This window comes from Pseudoneobacillus rhizolycopersici, assembly GCF_054786815.1.
The window spans coordinates 50,720-71,582 of the sequence record NZ_JBTOOE010000014.1; the positions used below are offsets into that span (position 1 = coordinate 50,720).

Consider the following 20,863-nt stretch of genomic DNA (forward strand, 5'->3'; position numbering starts at 1 on the left):
GGTTAAATGGGTAGCTGGGTAGACATAGCTAAAATACCTAAAAATTACTCTACTTTTACAGAGACATTTGAACAGAAAAGTATAATGGGCAAAGATGATTTCCTAAGAATTCTTACCGTTCAGTTGGCAAATCAAGACCCTTCCAGTCCGCTTCAAGACCGGGATTTTATTGCGCAAATGGCGACGTTTAGTTCCTTAGAACAACTAACCAATTTGAATACGACCTTTTCTAAGTTTATGGGTCAACAAATGAGTCAGCATGCATCAGTAATTGGAAAAGAGATTACGTGGATTTCCCCGGAAACTCATCTACCTGTAAGTGGGATTGTGGAAGGTATCTCAATTAACAGTGGAATATACTATTATCACGTGAAAAATGAAAAAATCCCGATAAATATGGTATATGAGATCAAGGAACATGTGGAAAAACCAACAGAAGTGCCAGTAGAAGAACCTGTTGAGGGACCTGAAGAAGGAAATAATTAATTATTACTACTAAAAACTTAGGAGGAAATAAAAATGATTAAATCACTATACTCTGGAATTTCTGGAATGAAGGGTTTTCAAACGAAGCTTGATGTTATCGGTAATAACATTGCCAATGTTAATACAGTAGGGTTTAAGAAAAGTCGTGTTCTTTTTCAAGATATTCTAAGCTCCAATATGGCTGATGCAACTGCTCCGTACAGTAGACGAGGTGGTCTAAATCCTATGCAGGTTGGTCTTGGTTCAAGAATTGCTTCGATTGATACTGTTCATACGCCAGGAAGTCCTATGACAACGAATATTGGGACGGATGTAGCGATAGATGGACCAGCATTTTTTGTTGTCAGAACGGGAATTAACAGTGGGGAAACCTACCTAACAAAGGCTGGAAACTTTACTCTAGATGGGGACGGAAATCTAGTAAATGCTAACGGAATGTATGTTATGGGGGCTGTTACTACTGCTACAACACCTCCGGTAGCTAGTGAAGTACCAATCAGAATTACGATAGACGATGTTGCAGTTGGTCCGAATAATACAAAATTAAAATTCACTTCTTATGCTGTTGATTCAAATGGTTACGTTGTAGTGGTTCGTGAAGATGGGGTAAGTGGAAAATTAGCAAGAAACAGCTCTGGTCAATATTACTTAAGTACGAATGATGCATCTGTAGAAAATATCTCGATTGCAACAAAAGTTGTCCAAAACCCTGGTGGTTTAGAAAAACTTGGAAACTCTTTGTACGACGAAACAGGAAACTCTGGAAACTCAAGGTTTGGACGTATTGAAGATATTAAGGGTGGAAAAATGTACGCTGGTGTCCTTGAAATGTCTAACGTAGATTTAACAGAAGAATTTACAGAAATGATTGTGGCACAAAGAGGATTCCAAGCTAACTCAAGAACCGTAACGACTTCTGATTCCATTTTAGAAGAAGTGGTAAACTTAAAGAGATAATAGGTAAGTTGCTTAAACTTCTAATATCTCTTTAAAGGTAGGAATTTCATGAATGCCAAATTAAAAATTATTATCCTTATCATTCTTGCCGTTCTTTTAATAGGAGGAGGAATTGGATTTTTCCTCTATCAATCATCCAAGGATAAAACCGAAGAACTGTCAGCCGATGAAATTTTGGAAACGATTGTAGAAACAGAAACGATTACCACAAATTTACGCACAGGTGGATTTGTTCAACTGAGTTTTAAGATCCAAACCAGTTCTAAGAAAGCAAAAGTAGAACTGGAAAAACGGGATTTCCAAGTCAAAAATGTGATCATTAAACTTTTCTCATCATTAACTGAAGAAGAGATTAATAGCCCTGAAGGAACGGTACAGTTTGAAGAGCAAATGAAGGAGCAAATAAGTAAATTGATGCAAGAAGGCCATGTGGTCAAAATATATACGACAAAGAAAATGATTCAGTAACGCGAGGGAGTAGTTAGGGGGATTTCAATTGCCTGATGTGTTATCGCAACAAGAAATTGATGCTCTTTTATCGGCCTTAAATAACGGTGAAATACAAGCAAAAGATATAAATGAAAGTAAGGATAAGGTAAAAGTATACGATTTCAAGCGTGCTATGCGGTATTCGAAGGAACAACTGCGTAGCATTACTAGAATTCATGAGAATTTTATACGGTTAATAACCTCAGTTTTATCCTCTCAGCTAAGACAGTACGTACAAATTGAAATTGACCTTGTCGATCAGGTTACATTTCATGAGTTTATTACGTCTATCCCACCAAGGACGATTGTCAATTTATTTGATGTGAGTCCGATGGAAGGGAAACTAGCGTTGGAAATTAACCCACAGATTGCTTATGCGATTGTGGAGCGTATGCTTGGTGGACAAGGGGATAACACCGATCGAAATGGTATCCTAACTGAAATAGAAACGGCATTAGTTAGAAAAGTTTTTTCTCGTGCATTTGAATTTTATCGTGATGCTTGGGAAAATATTGGCGAAATTAATGCCAAATGGGAAGCTATTGAAACTAATCCTCAGTTTATTCAGATGGCCTCTCAAAATGACACGGTAATTATTATTGTGATGTCGACAACGATTGGTGACATTAAGGGGCGGATGACCTTATGCCTTCCGCATTATACCTTAGAAGCAATGCTTCCGAAATTGTCAACCCAACAATGGCTATATTCGATGGCGAAGACGGATGCGCCACAACAAGAAAAACTAAAACAAAATTTAGATAATGTTGATGTATCAATGGTCGCAGAATTAGGACGGGGAACCTTATCTGTTTCAGATTTATTAAATCTACAAGTCGGAGATGTCATAGGGATTGAAACAGGTAAAGTGCGAGTCAAAGTAGGTCAATTAATAAGATTTTTAGGTAATCCAGGGCTTCAAAAAGGTAGGTATGCGGTACAAATTGATGAAGTCAAAGATTCGGAAGGAGATGAACTATAGATGAGCCAGGGATCACTTTCCCAAGATGAAATTAATGCTCTATTTAATCAACTTACCTCAAAACCGGAATTATTAGTCAGCGATTTTTTAAGTGAAATAGAGCAGGATGTATTAGGCGAAATCGGAAATATATCATTAGGTAGTTCAACGACAGCTCTTTCCACATTATTAAACCAGCGTGTACAGATTACTACACCGACTTTGTCCGTAATTGAGCGTGAACAATTGGAGAACATGGTCGCGGAAAAGTCTGTAGCTGTACATGTTGATTATACAGTAGGGATTCGTGGTAAAAATCTGTTAATGATTAAAGAACAGGATGCCAAAGTCATCGCCAATTTGATGATGGGTGGAAATGGTCTAGAAATTGAACCGGAGTTTACCGAGCTTCATATAAGTGCTGTTCAAGAAGCGATGAATCAAATGATGGGTTCCGCGGCGACATCGATGTCGCAAATGCTAAAACAAAAGGTGGATATTTCACCTCCGGAGATTGATCTAATTGATATCCCTCCACATAAAATGGATAATTTGACCGATGATATCATCATTCGTGTGAACTTCCAATTGACGGTAGGGGATTTAATCGATTCCAATATGATGCAATTTATTCCTCTTTCTTTTGCAAAGGAAATGATTCATTTAATCTTATCACCGAACTCAGAGGAAATGGCGCCTACTTCAACAATGCAGGAGCCTGCAGTAACTGTTCAAACTGTTCCAAGTCAGCCTGTCGTTTCTCCGGCACCGGAATATCAACCTATTCCGCAGCAGGAGCATCAGAGTCAAGCCAACGCAAATGTACAAAGAGTGGAATTTTCGAATTTTACAGAAAGCCCTACACAGAGACCCGTTGGTGGCAATCTTGATATGCTTTATGATATTCCTTTGGAAATTACGGTAGAATTAGGGCGAACAAAACTTCCGATTCGGAAAATATTAGAGTTAGGACCAGGAGCGGTCATTCAACTGGATAAATTAGCCGGTGAACCTGTCGACATTTTAGCAAATCAAAAGCTAATCGCTAAAGGTGAAGTGGTTGTAATTGAAGAAAGTTTTGGTGTTCGGATTACAGATATCATGAGCCCGGCGGATCGCTTAACCAAAATGACAATCGATAAAAAATAGATGGAATTTACTTAAAGGGTAGGAGGATACAAGATAATGGCTAGGGTTTTAATCGTAGATGATGCGGCATTTATGCGTATGATGTTAAAAGATATTTTGACAAAGAATGGACTTCAAGTAGTAGGGGAAGCTGTAAATGGAACGGATGCTTTTGAAAAGTACAAGGAACTTCAACCCGACGTTGTAACAATGGATATTACCATGCCAGAAAAAGACGGGATTACAGCTGTTAAAGAAATTAGAGCGGCTTATCCACAAGCAAAAATCATTATGTGTTCTGCAATGGGGCAACAACCAATGGTATTAGACGCCATTCAAGCTGGCGCAAAAGACTTTGTTGTTAAGCCATTCCAAGCAGATAGAGTAATGGAATCTATCAAAAAGGTATTAGGCAGTTAGAATCTATTTATATTTATAAGATTCTAAACTGGAGGATACCTTATGACTTCAAATCTAGGTAATTGTATAAGATGCGGAAAATTATTTTTGAAATTTAGGGATATTTGTCCGGATTGTTTTCAAAAACAAGAGGATGATTATGAAAAAGTATCAGGTTATTTAAGAAAACATCGGACTGCAACCATTTCCCAAGTAAATGAAGATACCGGTGTGACGATCACGCAAATTCGTCAATTTATATTAGCAGGACGGATTAGTGTTACGGATTTACCTAATCTTTCCTATCCATGTGAGAGTTGCGGAAATTTAATCCGTGAAGGTAAAAGATGTCTCTCGTGCCATCAAACGATTAACCAATTATCGGCGCAAATGGAGAAAAGTAGCCAAGAACAAGCAAAAGAGAAAGAAAAACGAACTCATTCTAGTGTTTATAAAGCAATCGATAGAAGATAAAATAAAAAACCTTCAAATCTGAAGGTTTTTTATTTTCGTAAAATGATGATATTCACTCGACGATTGGCTGCTCTATTTTCGGCTGAATTATTAGGTTTAACCGGCTGATACTCTCCATAACCTGTATAACTCATGCGTTTAGGATCGATGTTTTTACTTTGAAAAAAATGAACCACTGATGCGGCACGTGCGCCTGACAATTCCCAGTTAGAGGGGAAGTTTGAAGTACTAATCGGTTGATTATCTGTATGACCTTCGATAATAATCGAATGGTCTACCGTTTTAAGGAGCCCAGAAATACGATCCAGTATTGGAATAAAGCCAGGTTTTAAATGATCGCTACCAGAATCAAAGCTAATGCTTTCTTTTAAAGTAATTTTGATTCCTTCCTTCATATCTGTCAGACTGATGGAGGCATTTAATTGGTTTTGGTCGATATATTTTTGCAGTTTTGCTAATAAATCCTGTAATTGTTTCTCGTCCTCTGTCATCGGAGGCTTTTCTTGCTTTTCATCCTTGTCAATAGGAGGCTCTTTTTCCTCAGGATCAGGCTTGTTCTCAAGAGGTATATCAGTCCCAGTTAGACCAGAGTTGTTTGGTAATGTCCCACTATTTGATTCGAAAATCGACACCGAATTAAAAGCTTTATAAAGAGATTGAAGCATTGCATTGGCCTTATTTTCATCTTCAGCACGCATGGAAAATAAAACGATAAATAAGGCTAGCAGCAATGTGAGTAGATCCGCATAGGGAATCAACCATGACTCATCAATGTGTTCATCTTCATGTTTCTTATGACGTCTTCTTTTAGCCACGGTAACCCTCCCCTATTTTTCAGATACTGCGTTCATACTCGCTAATTCCTCGGGTAATAAATAAACATTTAATTTATGTTCCAATTGTCTGCTATTCATTCCCTCTTGTAACGAAAGCAGTCCTTCCACCATTATCTGACGAATTTCGATTTCATTTCTGGATAAAAGCTTTAATTTATTGGCCATTGGATGCCATAGGACATAGCCGGAGAAAATCCCCAACAGAGTCGCGATGAAGGCGGCAGCAATGGAATGTCCTAGCCTCTCTATATCTGTAAGGTTACCTAAAGCAGCAATTAACCCAACAACTGCTCCTAGTACTCCTAAAGTAGGAGCATAGGTACCAGCCTGTGAGAATAGGAGTGCTCCTTTTCGATGGCGTTCTTCAATCGCATCGATTTTTTCAAGTAAAACGTCTCTAGCAAATTCGGAATCATTTGTATCAATAATGAGCTCCACACCTGCCCGTAAAAAGGGATCTTCAATCCCATCCAATTCGCTTTCTAAACCTAGTAAGCCCTCTTTTCTAATAATGGTAGCCCATCTTGTAAACATTTCGATGATTTCCTTTTTAGAAGCGAATTTTTGACCACCGCCAAAAATGATTTTGAATAGTTTTGGAAGTTTCTTAATCTCTTTCATTGGAAAGCTGACAAATATCGTAGCTGCCGTCCCACCGAAGATAATAAGGTAAGCAGCAGGGTTGTTAATGAGAGAGATTAAGCTTGCTCCTTTCAAAATCATCCCAATACCAATCGCTAATAAAGCAAGAATAATTCCTATGAGCGTAGATGGTTCTTTCATGATGTCCCTCCCCTTATATAAAGGTAATTATTTTGATGATTTTTATACTATTATATCTTATTTTACTCTGATAGATAAGACAACAGTTTGATTAATTTCATACATCTATCAAAATTTTAATCAAATAATAGCAAACAGATGTAAAAATCATCAAAATGATAGTCGGATAATCAAAATATATGATAAAATGGAGAAAATTTATAATTATTCTTATCCAAAAAATACATCCAAATTTTCTAGGGGGAATATAGAAAGATGCGATTAAAGGGGGCAATCAAATGGATTTAAGCAGTTATATCAATATGTTCATCGAAGAATCCAGAGAGCACTTGCAGACGATCAATGATGAATTATTAAAACTTGAAATAGAACCAGAGAATTTATCCATTATTAATGAAATTTTTCGTTCAGCCCATACGATTAAAGGCATGGCAGGAAGTATGGATTTCAATGATTTAGCCACTTTAACACATCAAATGGAAAATGTCCTTGATCTATTAAGACAATCCAAATTGAACGTTACCTCTGAAATAATGGATGTTATCTTTCAGTGTGTCGATATTATCGAAAAAATGGTTGATGATATTGAAGGCGGAGGTACCGGACATGGCGACGTGGTCGGAATCGTCCAAAAGCTCACGAAAATCCAAAACCCTGACCAAGCTTCCTCCACCGTGTTGGATGCATTAAATGAAGTGGCTGCTGCCGTCGAAATGCCCATTGAGGATTATCATTGGTCAGCCATTAACGAAGCAAAGAGTATGGGGAGTTCCCTTTTTCAGATTACGATCATTCTAGACGAAAATTGTGTCATGAAATTTGTTAGAGCCTATATGGTTCTACAAATAGTCGAAGAATTAGGGGAAATGATTGGAATCCAACCATCTATAGAACTAATAGAAGAAGAAAAAATCGACCAACAATTTTCAATGATGATGCTATCGAACTATGAAGCTTCTGAAATCCAAACGAAACTGCTTAATGTCAGTGAAGTGAAGGAAGTCCTAATTGTTGATAAAACAAACCTAGATCCATCTGAACGGAAAGCACGCGACAATAATGAAATCGTTGTCAATGAACCGGCTAAACAAGGAGTCGAGCAAAAAGATTCAAATCAAACGCAAAAAAGAACTCGAACCAAATCGATACGGGTTGATATTGATAAACTAGATATTTTGATGAATTTATTTAGCGAATTGGTCATTGATCGCGGACGACTGGAACAGATTGCGCGTCACTCGTCCTTAAGTGACTTGAAGGAAACCGTTGAGCATATGACGCGTGTCTCAACAGACTTACAAGGAATTATCTTAAATATGAGAATGGTCCCTGTTGATCAAGTATTTAACCGTTTCCCACGGATGATTCGGGATTTAGCTAAGGAACTGAATAAGAAGATTCAGTTAATTGTAGAAGGTGCAGAAACGGAATTAGATCGGACAGTTATTGATGAAATTGGTGATCCACTAGTTCATCTTTTACGAAATGCCCTTGATCATGGTTTAGAGACAACCGAGGAAAGACTAGCAAACGGCAAGAATGAGGAAGGTACACTTTTATTAAGAGCGTACCATAGTGGAAACCATGTTTTTATTGAAGTGAAAGATGATGGTAGAGGAATTAACCGTGAAAAGGTGTTAAACAAGGCCATTGAACGAAATGTCGTTTCCCTGATGGAAGCAGAAAGTCTGACAGACCAACAAGTCTATGCATTACTTTTTTCGTCTGGCTTTAGTACAGCGGACAAAATATCCGATATTTCTGGCCGAGGAGTAGGGCTTGATGTCGTTAAGTCAAAAATCGAATCATTGGGTGGGAACATAACGATTGATTCCACACTTGGTCAAGGCTCATCCTTTTTAATTCAACTTCCTATGACCTTATCGATTATGTATTGTATGCTTGTTAGGTTGGAAGAAGAGACATATGCTATACCATTTAGCTCGATTGTAGAAATAACTAAAATTTCATCAGAGCAGATTGTCGTTCTACAAAACCAAAAGGTGATTCAATTACGTGGACAAGTCATCCCATTGGTCTATTTAAAAGAAATATTTAATGTCCCTTCTAGTGAAGTAGAATCTGAGCAGCAACAGTTATTTATTGTCATCGTTCGAAAAGGTAATAAGACAGTTGGCCTGGTTGTCGATGCAATTCAGGGACAACAAGAGGTTGTCTTAAAGTCTCTTGGCACATATTTAGCTAACTTATATGCCATCTCAGGGGCCACGATCCTTGGAAATGGGGATGTAGCATTAATCATTGATTCTAATCAGCTTATTAGCTAGAAAGGATGAACTATCAATATGGAACAAGTAAAAATAGTCGTCTTTAACTTGGGTGATGAAGAGTTTGGTTTAGACATTGATCATGTGCACTCCATTGAACGAATCTCTCAGATCACTAGGGTTCCTAATGCCCAAGCATTTATTAAAGGTGTCATGAATCTACGTGGGCAAATTACCCCGGTTATTGATCTTAAAAACATGTTAACAAAAGGACAGGTAGAGATTACCGAAGAATCACGAATTATCATTGTCAAATATGAGGAAATGATCTTAGGGTTCATGGTGGACCAAACCAATGATGTACTGGATCTCACATCCGATGAAATCGTATCAGCTTCCGCAAGCGGACTTGACATAGACTATATAGAAGGAATTGCCCAAATGGATAGTCGATTAATCATGCTATTAAATTTAGAAGTATTAATGAAATCTACTAGCATGAAATTGGAAGAGTAAGAGAGGGAAACGTATGGAGAATCAGTTTCAGGATTTACAAGCGATTATATTTAAAGCCGGGAACGACGAATTTGCTGTAAATATTCTTCAAGTCGTATCCATCGAACGGATGCAGGCAATTACTCCGTATCCGAATCGTTCCCCCTATGTATTAGGGGTCACGACTGTACGAGATACCGTAACCCCTGTTGTGGATATGAGTTCGGCGTTAATTGGTGAACCAGTACAACCTACAGAGGATACCCGTTTAATTATCGTCCAAGCCTTCGACAGCTCTTTTGGATTGGTTGTTGATTCAGCAACAGATATCATCAATATCGAAGGTCATTCCATCCAACAACCTCAATTGTTGGAAACAAATCAAGTATCTTATTTAAAGGGAATTGCAAATATAGGGGAACGTTTATTGGTCCTTTTAGATATTGAAAAACTATTGGAAGACACGACTAATTTAGATGAGTTAAGAGAGATTATTCAAAGCATGGCATGAAATAAGGGGTGAAAGTCTTGAAAATACAGGATTCCTTAAGATTTAATGTTGGTGAAAATCGCCCAATCCCAATGGATAAGACTTCACCCAACCAAGGTTCTTTTCAAAATATGATCAAATCCTATTCCAAGGAACTGACACAAGAACATCTTCAACAATTACTGCAAAACTTGGATAAGCAAGGTCAGCAATTAAGTGAAAAACGAACGTTCCATGAGTTAAAAAAATACAGAGATTTAGTGAAAAGCTTCATGAGTGAAGTGACCAAGCACGGTGTTGGTTTATACCAAACAGAAATTTGGGATATGTACGAAGGTAATAAGTCATTAAAAACCGTGCAACTAATAGATCGCGAGTTAGTAGAGCTAGCCGATCATGTGTTAAATCAACAAAACTCTAGCCTTTCTGTATTGGAAAAAGTAGGAGAAATTAAAGGTATGCTAATCAATCTCTACACTTAGCAGCGAGAAATATCTTAATAAAGATTAAGGGGCACTTCATATGAATGTCTATAAGAAATCGATTCTAATTATTGTAGTGATCACCTTGATTGGTATTGGCGGATTCTTCATTTGGGATCATTTCCTCTCTGGGAAAAACGATAAAGGGGCAAAGGAAGAAACGATTGATGAACTTATTAAAAAATCAGTCGATACCGAAACCATCACAACAAACATAGCTGACGGCGGCTTTGTAAAAATAAAATTTAAACTTATCACGAACACAGCCAAAAATGCTGAAGAGCTACGAAAACTTCCATTTTTGACAGAGAGCACAATTATTAAATACTTCAATGGCTTAAAAAAGAAAGAAATTATTGGACCTGAGGGATTTTTTAAAATCGAAACTGAGGTTAAAGCTGAGCTCAACAAAAGTATTGGACACGATTTTGTTACAAAGGTTTACATAGTGGATAATGTCGTTCAATAAAGAAAGCTCAAAGATTTATTTTTAATTGAAAGGGGGAGGAACAGATGATTAGAGGATTACATACGGCTGCATCAGGGATGTTTTCACTTGAACGTAAACAAGAAGCTTTAGCGAATAACCTTGCAAATGCCCAAACCCCGGGATATAAGAAGGATGACGCCGTCTTGCGAGCATTCCCTAAGTTGGTCCTGCATCGGATGAATGATTTTAATGAAGCGGGGAAAGTGGTACTGAATGGAACCGTTCTAAACCCAGGTGCATTACCTCCAATTGGTGAGCTATATAACGGCGTTTATACCCAAGAATTAATTCCAAGCTTTACTCAAGGCTCATTCGTCGAAACATCCAATCCATTAGACATTGCGATTAATGACCAAGGACTTCCAAGACAAGAAATAGATGGGCGTCAGGTTAAGCAAACAGCCTTTTTTGCTGTACAGCTTGCTGACGGGGAAATTGGTTATACTCGAAACGGAAAATGGGATGTTGATGCCAACGGTAACTTGGTGACATCAGAAGGTTACGCTGTTCTGGGAGCTAATAACCAACCGATAGGGATTCCGATTGGGATTAGTAAAGACGATCTAACCATAACTGATAACGGACAGCTACTTGCTTTTGCTAATGATCCAGTAAGAATGAGAAATATTGGACAACTTGGCATCGCCATTTCAACTAATCCAATGGAGCTTAAACGTATAGGTGGCAATGTTTATCAAGCCGAAACGCCTTTACCGATTGTTCAAGGGGATACGGCCAATCAAGGAATATCTCTTCAACAAGGTTTCATTGAACAATCCAATGTTGACCCAGGACAAACGATGACCGAAATGATGGTAACGTTAAAAGGTTATGAGGCTAATCAAAAAGTGATTAGCGCTTACGACCGTTCCTTAGAACAATTATATTCAGTTGGAAAAATCAACGGGTAATTTATGATGGAAAGGAAAATTCATTGTGAATACATCACTATTCATTTCATCCGGCGCCTTACAGGCTTATCAGCAAAAAATTGATACATCTGCCAATAATATCGCTAATGTGAACACAACAGGCTATAAACGAAAGGACCAAAGCTTTTCAGAAGTTTTAGCTTCACAACTTAGCAATCAGGTACCTGTTAAAGGTGAAGGCGGAAGACTTACACCAGATGGTCTTCGAGCAGGTAATGGCGTTCGGACCGGTTTTACACAGATTAATCTTGAGCAAGGGCAACCGATCCAAACCGATAATCCGTTTGATTTAATGATCAAAGGAACTGGATTTTTCCAGCTTGGAATCCCTTCTGCTGATGGTGAAACAGCAGCTGGAATTCGGTACACACGCGATGGAAGCTTTCATTTGAGCCCAAACCCAGATAATCCAAGAAACTATTTCATGGTTCATGCAAGTGGTGGATATTTGCTAGATCAATCTAGAAATCCAATCCAGCTAGATAGCCAGTTTGAAGTGAACATTCAATCGAATGGTCAAATTCAATTAAGAAGTAAAAATGATGCTGGAACAACTTATCTATCCCGTCAGCAGGTGGGAATTGTCGATATTGAAAATCCGCAGCTATTAAAAAATATCGGCGATAATCAATTTGCCAATGAAGAAGCCGGGAATACTGTTCGGGTATTAGAATCGAATGAAATCCAGCTTTCTTCAGGATTTTTAGAGGGGTCGAACGTTGATTTAATGAAAGAAATGACTAATCTAATGTCGACCCAGCGTGGCTTTCAATTGAACGCTAGAGCCGTTTCCTATGCGGATCAAATGTTGGGAATTGCAAATAACATTTTAAAATAAATTTTGGAAGGAGACGATTTTGCGTCTCTTTTTCTCTAGTTTAAGTTGATTAAACTCTTCAGGTACTTTTCCGATAATAAATACAAAGTATGTTTTAAAGGGAGGGGAATTCCATGATAAACAGTACGAATACACTTAGAGTCAGCGGACTAGCCTCTGGAATGAATACAGACGAAATCGTCGACAGCCTCGTCAAAGCTCAAAGCGCCAGATTAAACAAAATGCAGCAAACAAAAATTTTAACAACATGGAAATCGGATGCCTACCGTGATGTAAACAAAAAAATTGATGAATTCCGTAAAGCGATGGAAGGCTTGCGTTTGCAATCGACTTTCAATAAGCAAGCGGTGACTTCAAGTCATGCAGGCGTTGAGGTATCATCAGCCGGAACGAGTACCCAAACAGGATTTACAATTTCAGAAGCGGTTGCTCCGAAAGCGGCTAAGCCAGCTATGGTCAGCTTTGACAGCAAAATAACGAGCGGATCTGCGAAACTGGGAGAAGAAATTAAATTTGTTCTAAATAATAGGGAAATTACTCTGAGCTCCGAAATGACCTATGACCAAGCTATTAGCAGAATCAATGACTTAAGCGTTGAGACCAATGTTAGGGCAGCCAATGTAGGTGGCTCATTAGTGTTGACATCGATGGCACCAGGTAAAGATTATAAGATTGATATTGAATTTTCGAGTGGAGAGGATAAATTTGGAGCTATTAATCGATCCAACGGCTCAGATGCTGAACCTGGTAAGGTAAAGATTAACGGAACAGAAATAGCTATAGCCTCCAATAAATTTGTATACAATGGTGTATCCTTTAACATCAAGGAAGATATTCCTGCCAATAGCAATGTCTCTATTAAGGTAAGTAGCGACACTCAAGGGATATTTGATAGTATAAAAACTTTTGTAGATAAGTACAATGAACTAATCTCTGATTACAATGGCAAACTAAACGAAAAGCGCTATCGTGACTATCCTCCTTTGCTAGAATCCCAGAAAAAGGATATGAAAGAAAATGATATTAAGCTATGGGAAGAAAAAGCGAAGAGTGGATTATTAACAAGAGATTCTACGATTCAAAGTTTTTTATATGAGATGCGTAATAGTCTCGTGACTAGTATAGAAAATAGTGAGATTTCGGCTGGATTTAAATCTTTAAAAGATATTGGTATAAGTTTTTCATCCGATTACAGCGAAAACGGAAAACTAATATTAGACGAGGCAAAGTTAAAAGGAATCTTGCAAACGAATCTTGAAGATGTAAAAAAACTGTTTACGATTAAAGGTACTGGAGAAAAAGACTCCTCTACGACAGCAACAGATAGAAACATGCATCAAAATAGTGGTTTTGGTTGGCGTATTTACGATCGTTTAAACGTAGCTATTAGTGAGCTCGGTAATTTAGCAGGTTCTCCAAACTCGTCAGTCGATACAAAAAGTAATATCGCCAAACAACTAAAAATGCTAGACTCCAATATTTATAGAGAACAAGAAAAAATAAATTCCTATGAAAAAAGATTATGGAGACAATTTACGGCAATGGAAAAATCATTGCAACAACTAAATAGCCAAGGATCTTGGCTTTCACAGCAACTAAATATGTAGATATAAAAATAGCCCAAAAGTCATTCAATAAGAATGGCTTTTTTTGGCTTATAAAAGTTTTTCTATAATTTAGCAAAATATACTAAACAAAATTTTTGAATAAACGATAAGTAATAGCAACAGGGCTTTTTGATAGAATTTTGATACTCACACTAAACAAAAGGTGTAGATGATCCGATAAAGATTTATGTAGAGATTTAAATAAATCTACATAATGAAAATTTATCAAAAAGGCTAAACGATTCAATTTAACTTCCGATAAATAGAATTAGTAGAGGGAAAAAGTTCCACGTGAGGGATGGTCGCGTTGCTTATTGTAGGCAGAGAGATTGGACAATCTGTCATCATCGGAGAATCGATTAAAGTTACTGTTTTCCAAATCAATTAGAAACTTCAAGTTGCCATTGACGCTCCAAACAATATTCGAATTTCTTATGAAAAACAACAAGCACAAAAAATTAGAAAAATTAAAAAGCGAGTTCAAATCATTTGCGATACGATAGTCATTGGTGAGGACATATAAGTTTCAATTCTTTAAACGGAATAAGGCTTGCTACTTTTCGCAATGGATGCTCCAAAGAAAATAAGTATTTATCGTGAAGAACTAGTCCAAAACTAGTGCAAGTAATTGCATATCTACATTCTAGATTTTAGTTTTTTTGATAGGTTAATAGGCCCATTGGGTTTATTATATAGTTTTAAAAAATCGGGGTTTTCCCCAGAAAAAATTATAAATTAGGAGGAAAAAATTATGCGTATTAATCACAACATCGCAGCACTTAACACACACCGTCAGTTGAATACTGCATCAACTGCACAGTCAAAATCAATGGAGAAGTTAGCTTCTGGCCTTCGTATTAATAAAGCAGGAGATGATGCTGCAGGCCTATCCATCTCCGAAAAAATGCGTGGACAAATTCGTGGCCTAGATATGGCTGCAAAGAATGCACAAGATGGTATTTCGATGATTCAAACAGCTGAAGGTGCCTTAAATGAAACTCATGATATTCTTCAACGTATGCGTGAATTGGCGTTACAGGCTTCCAATGATACTAATACAACCGATGATCGTGATGAAATTCAAAAAGAAATGAATCAACTTACATCTGAGATTTCTCGTATTGGTAATAATACTGAATTCAATACGAAGAAGTTATTGAATGGGGATGTTTCAAGTACTGGATCCAATGCTAAACAACAAAAGTATACAATTTCTGCAGCTGATATTCAAACTGTATTTGGTAGTGAATCAACAGCGTCCTACAAGTTGAAAATTGGGGGCGAAGAGTACACAATTACAGGTAAAGATGATGTCGCTCCAGGAACAACTCCTACTGCGACATTAGTTTCTAAAACAATCACTATTGGAACTGATTCTTCTGCTGGAACAGTTGATGATATCGTCGCTGGATTAACCCTTCTTGCATCTCAAGACTCGAACCTTGCTATTAATAATTTTAAAATTTCTAAAGGTGGTAGTGGAGAGCTTGTAATCGAAGCAAAAGCTGACGGACAGTTTGCTGGTGCAGCTGGAAAAGATTCTGTAATTGTAACTGCTGGAGATGCTTCTTACTTAAGTAGTGCTACATCTGGGGCAGATGGTACAACTGGAAAAGCTAAAATGCAAATTGGGGCAAATAAAGACCAATTCTTTGATGTTGAGATTTTAGATATGCGTTCTTTAGCATTAAAAGTATCTGGAAGTTCATCTGGTGGTACTCACGGAGTAGAGAGTGATGCAAAGTTTACTACAACTGCAACTACTGATAATAGTGGAAATGCTGAATATGCATTAGATGTGAAAAGTGCAACAACTGCTTCTGCTGCTGTAAAAGTTATAGATAACGCGATTAAATCAGTTTCACAAGAAAGATCTAAATTAGGTGCGTACCAAAACCGTTTAGATCACACTATCAACAACTTAAATACATCTTCTGAAAACCTAACCGCTGCGGAATCTAGAATCCGTGACGTAGATTATGCTTTAGCTGCTTAGACAGCAACAAGCACAGTCGTCCTAGCTGGTAACGGCTAGAGATTATTATCGGGTGAATTGCTGGAAAACCCTTAGAGCTTTTCTTACCACAACGAAGTTGGAGACGACAAGCGTGATGGTTTGAAAAAAGAAAAGATTGGGCAATCAGCAGCCAAGCTCCTGTCTCGAAAGAATGGAGAAGGTTCAACGACTAGGATAAACCATCTAAGGCTTTTCGGCTATGATGATGAAATCCATAGGTGAAACAATGTATCATCAGCATTGCGAATCCGAAGTGCCCGACCCCTACTAGAATGCTAGAGGGTGAAGATATAGTCTAGTCATTTATGAAAATAAATGTTCGCACGATGGCGAAAGAAATGATGACTCAAACTAAGAATTCTATTCTTTCTCAAGCAGCACAAGCAATGTTGGCTCAATCGAATCAGATGCCTCAAGGTGTATTACAACTTTTGAGATAATTGGTTAGAAGGGCGTCTAGCTTGGTAACGAGCTAGAGTATTACTGGGTGAATTGCTGGAACTTCCTAAAGCTTCATCAACCACAACGTAACTGGAAACGGTTAGCGTGAAGGTATGAAAATGGTGAAGATGAAACAATGGATAATCAGCAGCCAAGCTCCTGTGAGGAAACTCTGGAGAAGGTTCAACGACTAGAGAACACGGTCTAAGGCAAATGCTATGACTATGAATCTCGTAGGGCAGTATAAACTGTTCGAAGTGCCCAGCTCCATTGAAATACATGGATGAAGATATAGTCTATTCTGTGACCGAAAGGCATAGCGGCAAAGCAAGCCAACCAACAACCACAAGGGGTTCTACAACTTCTTCGTTAATAATACTATCTTTAAAAAGAACTCTAGTTTTACTAGGGTTCTTTTTCTATGTACATAATTACTAAACTTTTCTTAGTAGAATCCGATAATGCTATTAATGAACATTTAGGAGGAGTAGGGGAAAATGTTAGATAAGGTGTTGAATAATTCTAGTAGTCAATTAACGCAACCAAAAGTTGATAGTATTCCTAAGATGAAGGAAATATCCCCCGAGAACCGTGAACAATCACAGCCAGAACCACAAAAAGAGTTTCTTTCAAAGGATAAAACAGAGAAGCTTGTGAACAGTATGAATGATTTTCTGAAATCCTCCAACACCCATTTGAAGTTTGAATTTCATGATGAATTGAAAGAATACTATGTCGCAATTGTTGACGATACGACAAATGAAGTGGTGAAGGAGATTCCTCCAAAGAAACTATTAGATATGTACGCAGCGATGACCGACTATTTAGGTTTATTAGTAGATAAAAAGATTTAATGATTGGCGGTGAAACTCGTGCAGCTCCCACAAATTCGTTTACAACAAACCTATGCGCAGATTGGCCTTCGAATTAGTCAGCCTATTCAAGAAATACAGCAAAAGCCTGCCGATCTATCCATTACCCAGGAATCTGCAAAGTTGTCAATCGAGCGAAGGCCCTCCAAACTAATCATCGATGATGAACAAGCCTGGAATGAACTTGGGTTTAAAAATAATGGCACATTTTTAGCTGATGAGGTTCTATATGCTCGACAGAAATTTTTGGAGAATGTTGCGGCTATAGCTGAGGACGGAAACCAACTAGCCCAGATTGAGAATAATACAAATGCTTTAGCTAATATTGCTGCGGAAAATGCTTACCAACCCCAACTAGATTATAATCTTGGATTTCTCCCAAGTCCTGGTTCAGTAAAAATCCAATTCACACCAACGGAAATTCATCTTGATTGGAAAAGAGGCGGAGTCGATATTCAAGTCACTCCCCACCGTGCCGAACATCAATATACTCCAGGTAAAACAGAGGTTTACTTAAAGCAAAAGCAGCAGCTTCAAATTGATTTTGTTGGTACAAATATTAATAAGCAATCTTAAATAAAAATGCAATCTTCCTGGGATTATTATATAGAAATAACACCTTTTGAACATTTCTACCTAAACAATCTAGAGAAACTACCGATAATTAATAGTATTAGTAAAAATATAGAGGCAAAATCATCATTAGGTAGAAGAGAATTTTAAAATTAAGGAGGATTGGCATGAAACTACCTTTTAATACAAAGATCCCTTTTAAAACCAAGATACCTTTTAATAATAAGCTAAATTTAAATACGAAAATAAATAGGAAAAGTGTGAAAACGAAGCTCATTGCTAGTATGACTGCAATCGCGTTAATTCCAACCATTTCTATTGCCATTATTTCTAACAGCATCACACATAATGTAATGGAAAAAGAATTGGCTTCCTCCACCTTTGAAGTAACCAAACAGGTAAGTCAGAGTTTAGATTACCGGCTAGATGGTGTCGCGAATCAAATCAATATGTTAGCCCAGAATGTTTATTTTAAAAACTTTAATTCAATGCAATATGCAGCTGAAAATGGTTATTACTTATTATCCGGAACACAAATTACATCATCAGACTATTCATCTGTTTATTTTGGAACACCGAAAAGGGAGTTGATCATTTCACCAAAACAAAAACTACCTGAAGACTATGATCCAACCCATCAGCCTTGGTATATCGGGGCCGTACAGCGAAAGGGAGAAATTTTCTATAGTGATCCCTATAAGGATACAAGTACTGGAGAAATGGTTATATCGCTGGCTAGAGCTATAAGCGATTCTAAAGGAAGTCTTGTCGGTGTGGTAGGCGTTAATTTAAACCTTGTGAATTTTTCCCATTCTCTAAGTGAAATTAACATTGGTAAAGACGGATATATGACGGTTGTTGGCAGAAATGATAAATATATCACCCATCCGGTAGATGAACAAATCGGAACAACCAATGTGACAAAAATAAGCTTATGGAATGATATAAAGAAGGATAAAGAAGGCTACGGTTATTTTACCTTAAAGGGTCATGAGAAGCTTGCAACCTATGTAACGAATGAACGTACGGGGTGGAAGTTTATTGCTGAATTAGACAGGCACGAAATTACCAGCAGTGCAGATAGCATTAGGACGATTGGTTGGCTTTTAACACTTGTATTCGGAGTATTTTCAGCTGTATTTGCTTATATCATTGGTAGAAGAATTTCTAACAATGTCCTTGCAGTAAAATCAGCATTAGATACAACCGCAAAAGGTGATTTCACCGCGAGAGTTTTCGTTAAAACAAATGACGAATTTAATGCTTTGGCACAAAGTTTTAACCAAACGATGGAGCAATTGTCCTCTTCCCTTCAAAAAGTGGAAGAAACCTCTAAGACTGTAATGGAAACATCCGCTCATTTGTCGATTATGACGGAAGAGACGAATGCTTCTGTATCTGAGGTTGCATCTGCTATTGAGCAAATTTCTCAAGGGGCCACCTTACAATCTAGAAATATTCATGTGAGTTTTGATTCGATGAGAGACTTGTCCCAAAAACTTGATGTCATTTCTCAAGCCACTGAAGATATAAACGATGTGTCCCAACGCTCGATGGGGTTAAGTAATAAAGGTTTGGAGAAGGTACTTCTTTTAGCGGATAAGGCAAATGTAACGAAGACTTCTACAGATGAAGTTGCTACAATTGTTAAAGAAGTCGAAGTTAAAATGGGAGAAATCAATTCCATTATCAGTGCTATTACCAAAATTACTGATCAAACGAATCTTCTTTCCCTTAACGCATCGATTGAATCGGCTCGTGCAGGTGAGCACGGCAGAGGTTTTGCTGTCGTTGCCAATGAAGTGAGAAAGCTATCTGAACAATCAAGGGCTTCCGCAGTTGAGATTAAGAGAATTGTTGATAGTATTCAAGAGGTTGTGAAAGAAGCGGTTAAAGCGATGGAACGCACAAACCACGCAGTTGCTGAACAAGATGTAGCGGTGACCGAAACAAAAGCAATCTTTAATGACACCTTAGCGATTGTCCACGAGTTAGCGAAGAAAGTGGAAGAAGTTCAAGGTTCTGTACAAGAAAGTCAAACGAATAAAGAAACGGTAACGCTGGAAATGGATAGCATTACCGCGGTTTCTGAAGAAACGGCGGCAGCGACCGAGGAAGTTTCCGCAACAACAGAGGAAATCTCAGTAACGATGTCTTCCTTTACCCAACGTGCAGCAGGCTTAAAAGAGCTTTCCGAACAGCTGGATAATGAAATTAAGAAGTTTAAATTACAATAATGATGATGGAGGAGTCTTCTTAATGAAGCTCCTCCTTTTTATGGATGACATTTAAATGGTTTCATTTTATGATAGGCTTATGGTGAAAGGAGCGGATGGGAGTGCAGGTAAAGGTATTCGCAAACCTTCGCGTTATTTGTGGAGGCGTAAGTGTGGATGTAGTGCCAGATGGAAATCGAGTGGTCGATGTCCTAGATAAGATGATTGAGATGTTTCCAGATTTGAAGGACGAGATTTATACTGAAGAAAAGAAACTTAAGCCCTTTGTGCATCTTTATGTGAATGGCCGCAATATTGTTCATGCCCAGGACCTTGAGACGGTGGTTAGCGAAAGCGACCAGCTCGCTTTATTCCCACCAGTAGCCGGTGGATAAGATGGCGAGTTGTGAGTTGGAATTTCGCGGAATTGCGCTAGCCCACTTGGGAATGTACTTTGTGGAATTGGGAGGGTGTTTAGTGACCGAGACCTTTCCATTTGTCTATGAAGGAGAAGGGTGGAGGGGAGAGCTGCTTTCCGAAACTGAACTCTCCTTTACCGCCGTGTTCAAGGTTAATTCAGTGGCTATTCGTTTTACCGCTGATTCGGATGCCTTGCTAGCTGATTTAATTAAAAATTACCGTTATAAGACATTTCGTATTGGAGGATAA

At 38.0% G+C, this 20,863-nt stretch carries 24 protein-coding genes; 22 read left to right on the plus strand and 2 right to left on the minus strand.

The window, feature by feature from the left end:
- Window positions 1-6 precede the first annotated feature (6 nt).
- Genes ACX9YW_RS14630 through ACX9YW_RS14660 form a run of 7 tightly spaced genes read left to right on the plus strand, consistent with a single transcriptional unit; the run spans window position 7 to window position 4,894 of the window.
- The gene (locus ACX9YW_RS14630; protein ID WP_460347639.1) at window positions 7-486 is read left to right on the plus strand and encodes a flagellar hook capping FlgD N-terminal domain-containing protein; all 480 of its coding nucleotides are present in this window, start codon (window positions 7-9) and stop codon (window positions 484-486) included.
- Window positions 487-519: 33 nt separating this feature from the next.
- Complete coding sequence (locus ACX9YW_RS14635) at window positions 520-1,443, plus strand: flagellar hook-basal body complex protein (protein ID WP_460347641.1); 924 nt, start codon at window positions 520-522, stop codon at window positions 1,441-1,443.
- Window positions 1,444-1,491: 48 nt separating this feature from the next.
- Complete coding sequence (locus ACX9YW_RS14640; protein WP_460347643.1) at window positions 1,492-1,911, plus strand: flagellar basal body-associated FliL family protein; 420 nt, start codon at window positions 1,492-1,494, stop codon at window positions 1,909-1,911.
- A 37-nt stretch (window positions 1,912-1,948) separates the two neighbouring features.
- Complete coding sequence (gene fliM, locus ACX9YW_RS14645) at window positions 1,949-2,914, plus strand: flagellar motor switch protein FliM (RefSeq protein ID WP_460347748.1); 966 nt, start codon at window positions 1,949-1,951, stop codon at window positions 2,912-2,914.
- Window positions 2,915-4,042: a flagellar motor switch phosphatase FliY gene (gene fliY / locus ACX9YW_RS14650; protein WP_460347645.1), complete on the plus strand. Its 1,128-nt coding sequence runs from the start codon at window positions 2,915-2,917 to the stop codon at window positions 4,040-4,042.
- A gap of 36 nt (window positions 4,043-4,078) precedes the next feature.
- The gene (locus tag ACX9YW_RS14655) at window positions 4,079-4,441 is read left to right on the plus strand and encodes a response regulator (protein WP_495995319.1); all 363 of its coding nucleotides are present in this window, start codon (window positions 4,079-4,081) and stop codon (window positions 4,439-4,441) included.
- 42 nt (window positions 4,442-4,483) lie between these two features.
- The gene (locus ACX9YW_RS14660; RefSeq protein WP_460347647.1) at window positions 4,484-4,894 is read left to right on the plus strand and encodes a TIGR03826 family flagellar region protein; all 411 of its coding nucleotides are present in this window, start codon (window positions 4,484-4,486) and stop codon (window positions 4,892-4,894) included.
- Between the two features lie 29 nt (window positions 4,895-4,923).
- On the opposite strand, the gene ACX9YW_RS14665 is transcribed toward ACX9YW_RS14660, so the two are convergent.
- Window positions 4,924-5,709 (minus strand): flagellar motor protein MotB, encoded by a 786-nt coding sequence (locus ACX9YW_RS14665; protein ID WP_460347649.1) that lies wholly within the window; start codon window positions 5,707-5,709, stop codon window positions 4,924-4,926.
- A gap of 12 nt (window positions 5,710-5,721) precedes the next feature.
- Entirely contained in the window at window positions 5,722-6,513 is a 792-nt protein-coding gene (gene motA / locus ACX9YW_RS14670) for a flagellar motor stator protein MotA (RefSeq protein WP_460347651.1), read from the minus strand.
- A 278-nt stretch (window positions 6,514-6,791) separates the two neighbouring features.
- Here motA and ACX9YW_RS14675 point away from each other — a divergent pair, with 278 nt between their 5' ends.
- The 15 genes from ACX9YW_RS14675 to ACX9YW_RS14745 all read left to right on the plus strand — a co-directional run bounded on the left by ACX9YW_RS14675 (window position 6,792) and on the right by ACX9YW_RS14745 (window position 20,863).
- Window positions 6,792-8,801 carry a chemotaxis protein CheW gene (locus tag ACX9YW_RS14675; protein ID WP_460347653.1) on the plus strand — a complete coding sequence of 670 codons (2,010 nt, stop codon included), beginning with the start codon at window positions 6,792-6,794 and terminating at the stop codon, window positions 8,799-8,801.
- A gap of 18 nt (window positions 8,802-8,819) precedes the next feature.
- Complete coding sequence (locus tag ACX9YW_RS14680; protein WP_460347655.1) at window positions 8,820-9,257, plus strand: chemotaxis protein CheW; 438 nt, start codon at window positions 8,820-8,822, stop codon at window positions 9,255-9,257.
- A 13-nt stretch (window positions 9,258-9,270) separates the two neighbouring features.
- Window positions 9,271-9,747 (plus strand): chemotaxis protein CheW, encoded by a 477-nt coding sequence (locus ACX9YW_RS14685; protein ID WP_460347657.1) that lies wholly within the window; start codon window positions 9,271-9,273, stop codon window positions 9,745-9,747.
- Window positions 9,748-9,764: 17 nt separating this feature from the next.
- Window positions 9,765-10,208, plus strand: a complete 444-nt coding sequence (locus tag ACX9YW_RS14690) for a YaaR family protein (protein WP_460347659.1) — start codon at window positions 9,765-9,767, stop codon at window positions 10,206-10,208.
- A gap of 40 nt (window positions 10,209-10,248) precedes the next feature.
- Window positions 10,249-10,677, plus strand: coding sequence for a flagellar basal body-associated FliL family protein (locus tag ACX9YW_RS14695; protein WP_460347661.1), 429 nt, complete (start codon window positions 10,249-10,251; stop codon window positions 10,675-10,677).
- 44 nt (window positions 10,678-10,721) lie between these two features.
- Window positions 10,722-11,609 carry a flagellar hook-basal body protein gene (locus ACX9YW_RS14700; protein WP_460347663.1) on the plus strand — a complete coding sequence of 296 codons (888 nt, stop codon included), beginning with the start codon at window positions 10,722-10,724 and terminating at the stop codon, window positions 11,607-11,609.
- Between the two features lie 25 nt (window positions 11,610-11,634).
- Entirely contained in the window at window positions 11,635-12,468 is an 834-nt protein-coding gene (locus ACX9YW_RS14705; protein ID WP_460347665.1) for a flagellar hook-basal body protein, read from the plus strand.
- A gap of 113 nt (window positions 12,469-12,581) precedes the next feature.
- Window positions 12,582-14,075 (plus strand): flagellar filament capping protein FliD, encoded by a 1,494-nt coding sequence (fliD, locus tag ACX9YW_RS14710; protein ID WP_460347667.1) that lies wholly within the window; start codon window positions 12,582-12,584, stop codon window positions 14,073-14,075.
- Window positions 14,076-14,826: 751 nt separating this feature from the next.
- A complete protein-coding gene (locus ACX9YW_RS14715; protein ID WP_460347669.1) occupies window positions 14,827-16,071 on the plus strand; it encodes a flagellin N-terminal helical domain-containing protein in 1,245 nt (414 codons plus the stop codon).
- A 359-nt stretch (window positions 16,072-16,430) separates the two neighbouring features.
- Window positions 16,431-16,532 (plus strand): flagellin, encoded by a 102-nt coding sequence (locus ACX9YW_RS14720; protein ID WP_460347752.1) that lies wholly within the window; start codon window positions 16,431-16,433, stop codon window positions 16,530-16,532.
- A gap of 498 nt (window positions 16,533-17,030) precedes the next feature.
- Entirely contained in the window at window positions 17,031-17,387 is a 357-nt protein-coding gene (gene flaG / locus ACX9YW_RS14725) for a flagellar protein FlaG (RefSeq protein ID WP_460347671.1), read from the plus strand.
- Between the two features lie 18 nt (window positions 17,388-17,405).
- Window positions 17,406-17,981: a DUF6470 family protein gene (locus ACX9YW_RS14730; protein ID WP_460347673.1), complete on the plus strand. Its 576-nt coding sequence runs from the start codon at window positions 17,406-17,408 to the stop codon at window positions 17,979-17,981.
- A 164-nt stretch (window positions 17,982-18,145) separates the two neighbouring features.
- Complete coding sequence (locus ACX9YW_RS14735) at window positions 18,146-20,215, plus strand: methyl-accepting chemotaxis protein (protein ID WP_460347675.1); 2,070 nt, start codon at window positions 18,146-18,148, stop codon at window positions 20,213-20,215.
- A 101-nt stretch (window positions 20,216-20,316) separates the two neighbouring features.
- Window positions 20,317-20,589 carry a ubiquitin-like small modifier protein 1 gene (locus ACX9YW_RS14740; RefSeq protein WP_460347677.1) on the plus strand — a complete coding sequence of 91 codons (273 nt, stop codon included), beginning with the start codon at window positions 20,317-20,319 and terminating at the stop codon, window positions 20,587-20,589.
- A gap of 1 nt (window position 20,590) precedes the next feature.
- Window positions 20,591-20,863 carry a MoaD-like domain-containing protein gene (locus tag ACX9YW_RS14745; RefSeq protein ID WP_495995320.1) on the plus strand — a complete coding sequence of 91 codons (273 nt, stop codon included), beginning with the start codon at window positions 20,591-20,593 and terminating at the stop codon, window positions 20,861-20,863.

Bases quoted from the DNA above. Each gene is read 5' to 3' on its own strand.
- ACX9YW_RS14685 (WP_460347657.1), top strand. From the start codon at position 9,271: ATGGAGAATCAGTTTCAGGATTTACAAGCGATTATATTTAAAGCCGGG.
- ACX9YW_RS14745 (WP_495995320.1), top strand. From the start codon at position 20,591: ATGGCGAGTTGTGAGTTGGAATTTCGCGGAATTGCGCTAGCCCACTTG.
- ACX9YW_RS14630 (WP_460347639.1), top strand. From the start codon at position 7: ATGGGTAGCTGGGTAGACATAGCTAAAATACCTAAAAATTACTCTACT.
- ACX9YW_RS14680 (WP_460347655.1), top strand. From the start codon at position 8,820: ATGGAACAAGTAAAAATAGTCGTCTTTAACTTGGGTGATGAAGAGTTT.
- ACX9YW_RS14640 (WP_460347643.1), top strand. From the start codon at position 1,492: ATGAATGCCAAATTAAAAATTATTATCCTTATCATTCTTGCCGTTCTT.
- ACX9YW_RS14700 (WP_460347663.1), top strand. From the start codon at position 10,722: ATGATTAGAGGATTACATACGGCTGCATCAGGGATGTTTTCACTTGAA.
- ACX9YW_RS14635 (WP_460347641.1), top strand. From the start codon at position 520: ATGATTAAATCACTATACTCTGGAATTTCTGGAATGAAGGGTTTTCAA.
- ACX9YW_RS14735 (WP_460347675.1), top strand. From the start codon at position 18,146: ATGAAACTACCTTTTAATACAAAGATCCCTTTTAAAACCAAGATACCT.
- ACX9YW_RS14660 (WP_460347647.1), top strand. From the start codon at position 4,484: ATGACTTCAAATCTAGGTAATTGTATAAGATGCGGAAAATTATTTTTG.
- ACX9YW_RS14715 (WP_460347669.1), top strand. From the start codon at position 14,827: ATGCGTATTAATCACAACATCGCAGCACTTAACACACACCGTCAGTTG.
- ACX9YW_RS14720 (WP_460347752.1), top strand. From the start codon at position 16,431: ATGATGACTCAAACTAAGAATTCTATTCTTTCTCAAGCAGCACAAGCA.
- flaG (WP_460347671.1), top strand. From the start codon at position 17,031: ATGTTAGATAAGGTGTTGAATAATTCTAGTAGTCAATTAACGCAACCA.
- ACX9YW_RS14655 (WP_495995319.1), top strand. From the start codon at position 4,079: ATGGCTAGGGTTTTAATCGTAGATGATGCGGCATTTATGCGTATGATG.
- ACX9YW_RS14695 (WP_460347661.1), top strand. From the start codon at position 10,249: ATGAATGTCTATAAGAAATCGATTCTAATTATTGTAGTGATCACCTTG.
- motA (WP_460347651.1), bottom strand. From the start codon at position 6,513: ATGAAAGAACCATCTACGCTCATAGGAATTATTCTTGCTTTATTAGCG.
- fliY (WP_460347645.1), top strand. From the start codon at position 2,915: ATGAGCCAGGGATCACTTTCCCAAGATGAAATTAATGCTCTATTTAAT.
- fliD (WP_460347667.1), top strand. From the start codon at position 12,582: ATGATAAACAGTACGAATACACTTAGAGTCAGCGGACTAGCCTCTGGA.
- ACX9YW_RS14675 (WP_460347653.1), top strand. From the start codon at position 6,792: ATGGATTTAAGCAGTTATATCAATATGTTCATCGAAGAATCCAGAGAG.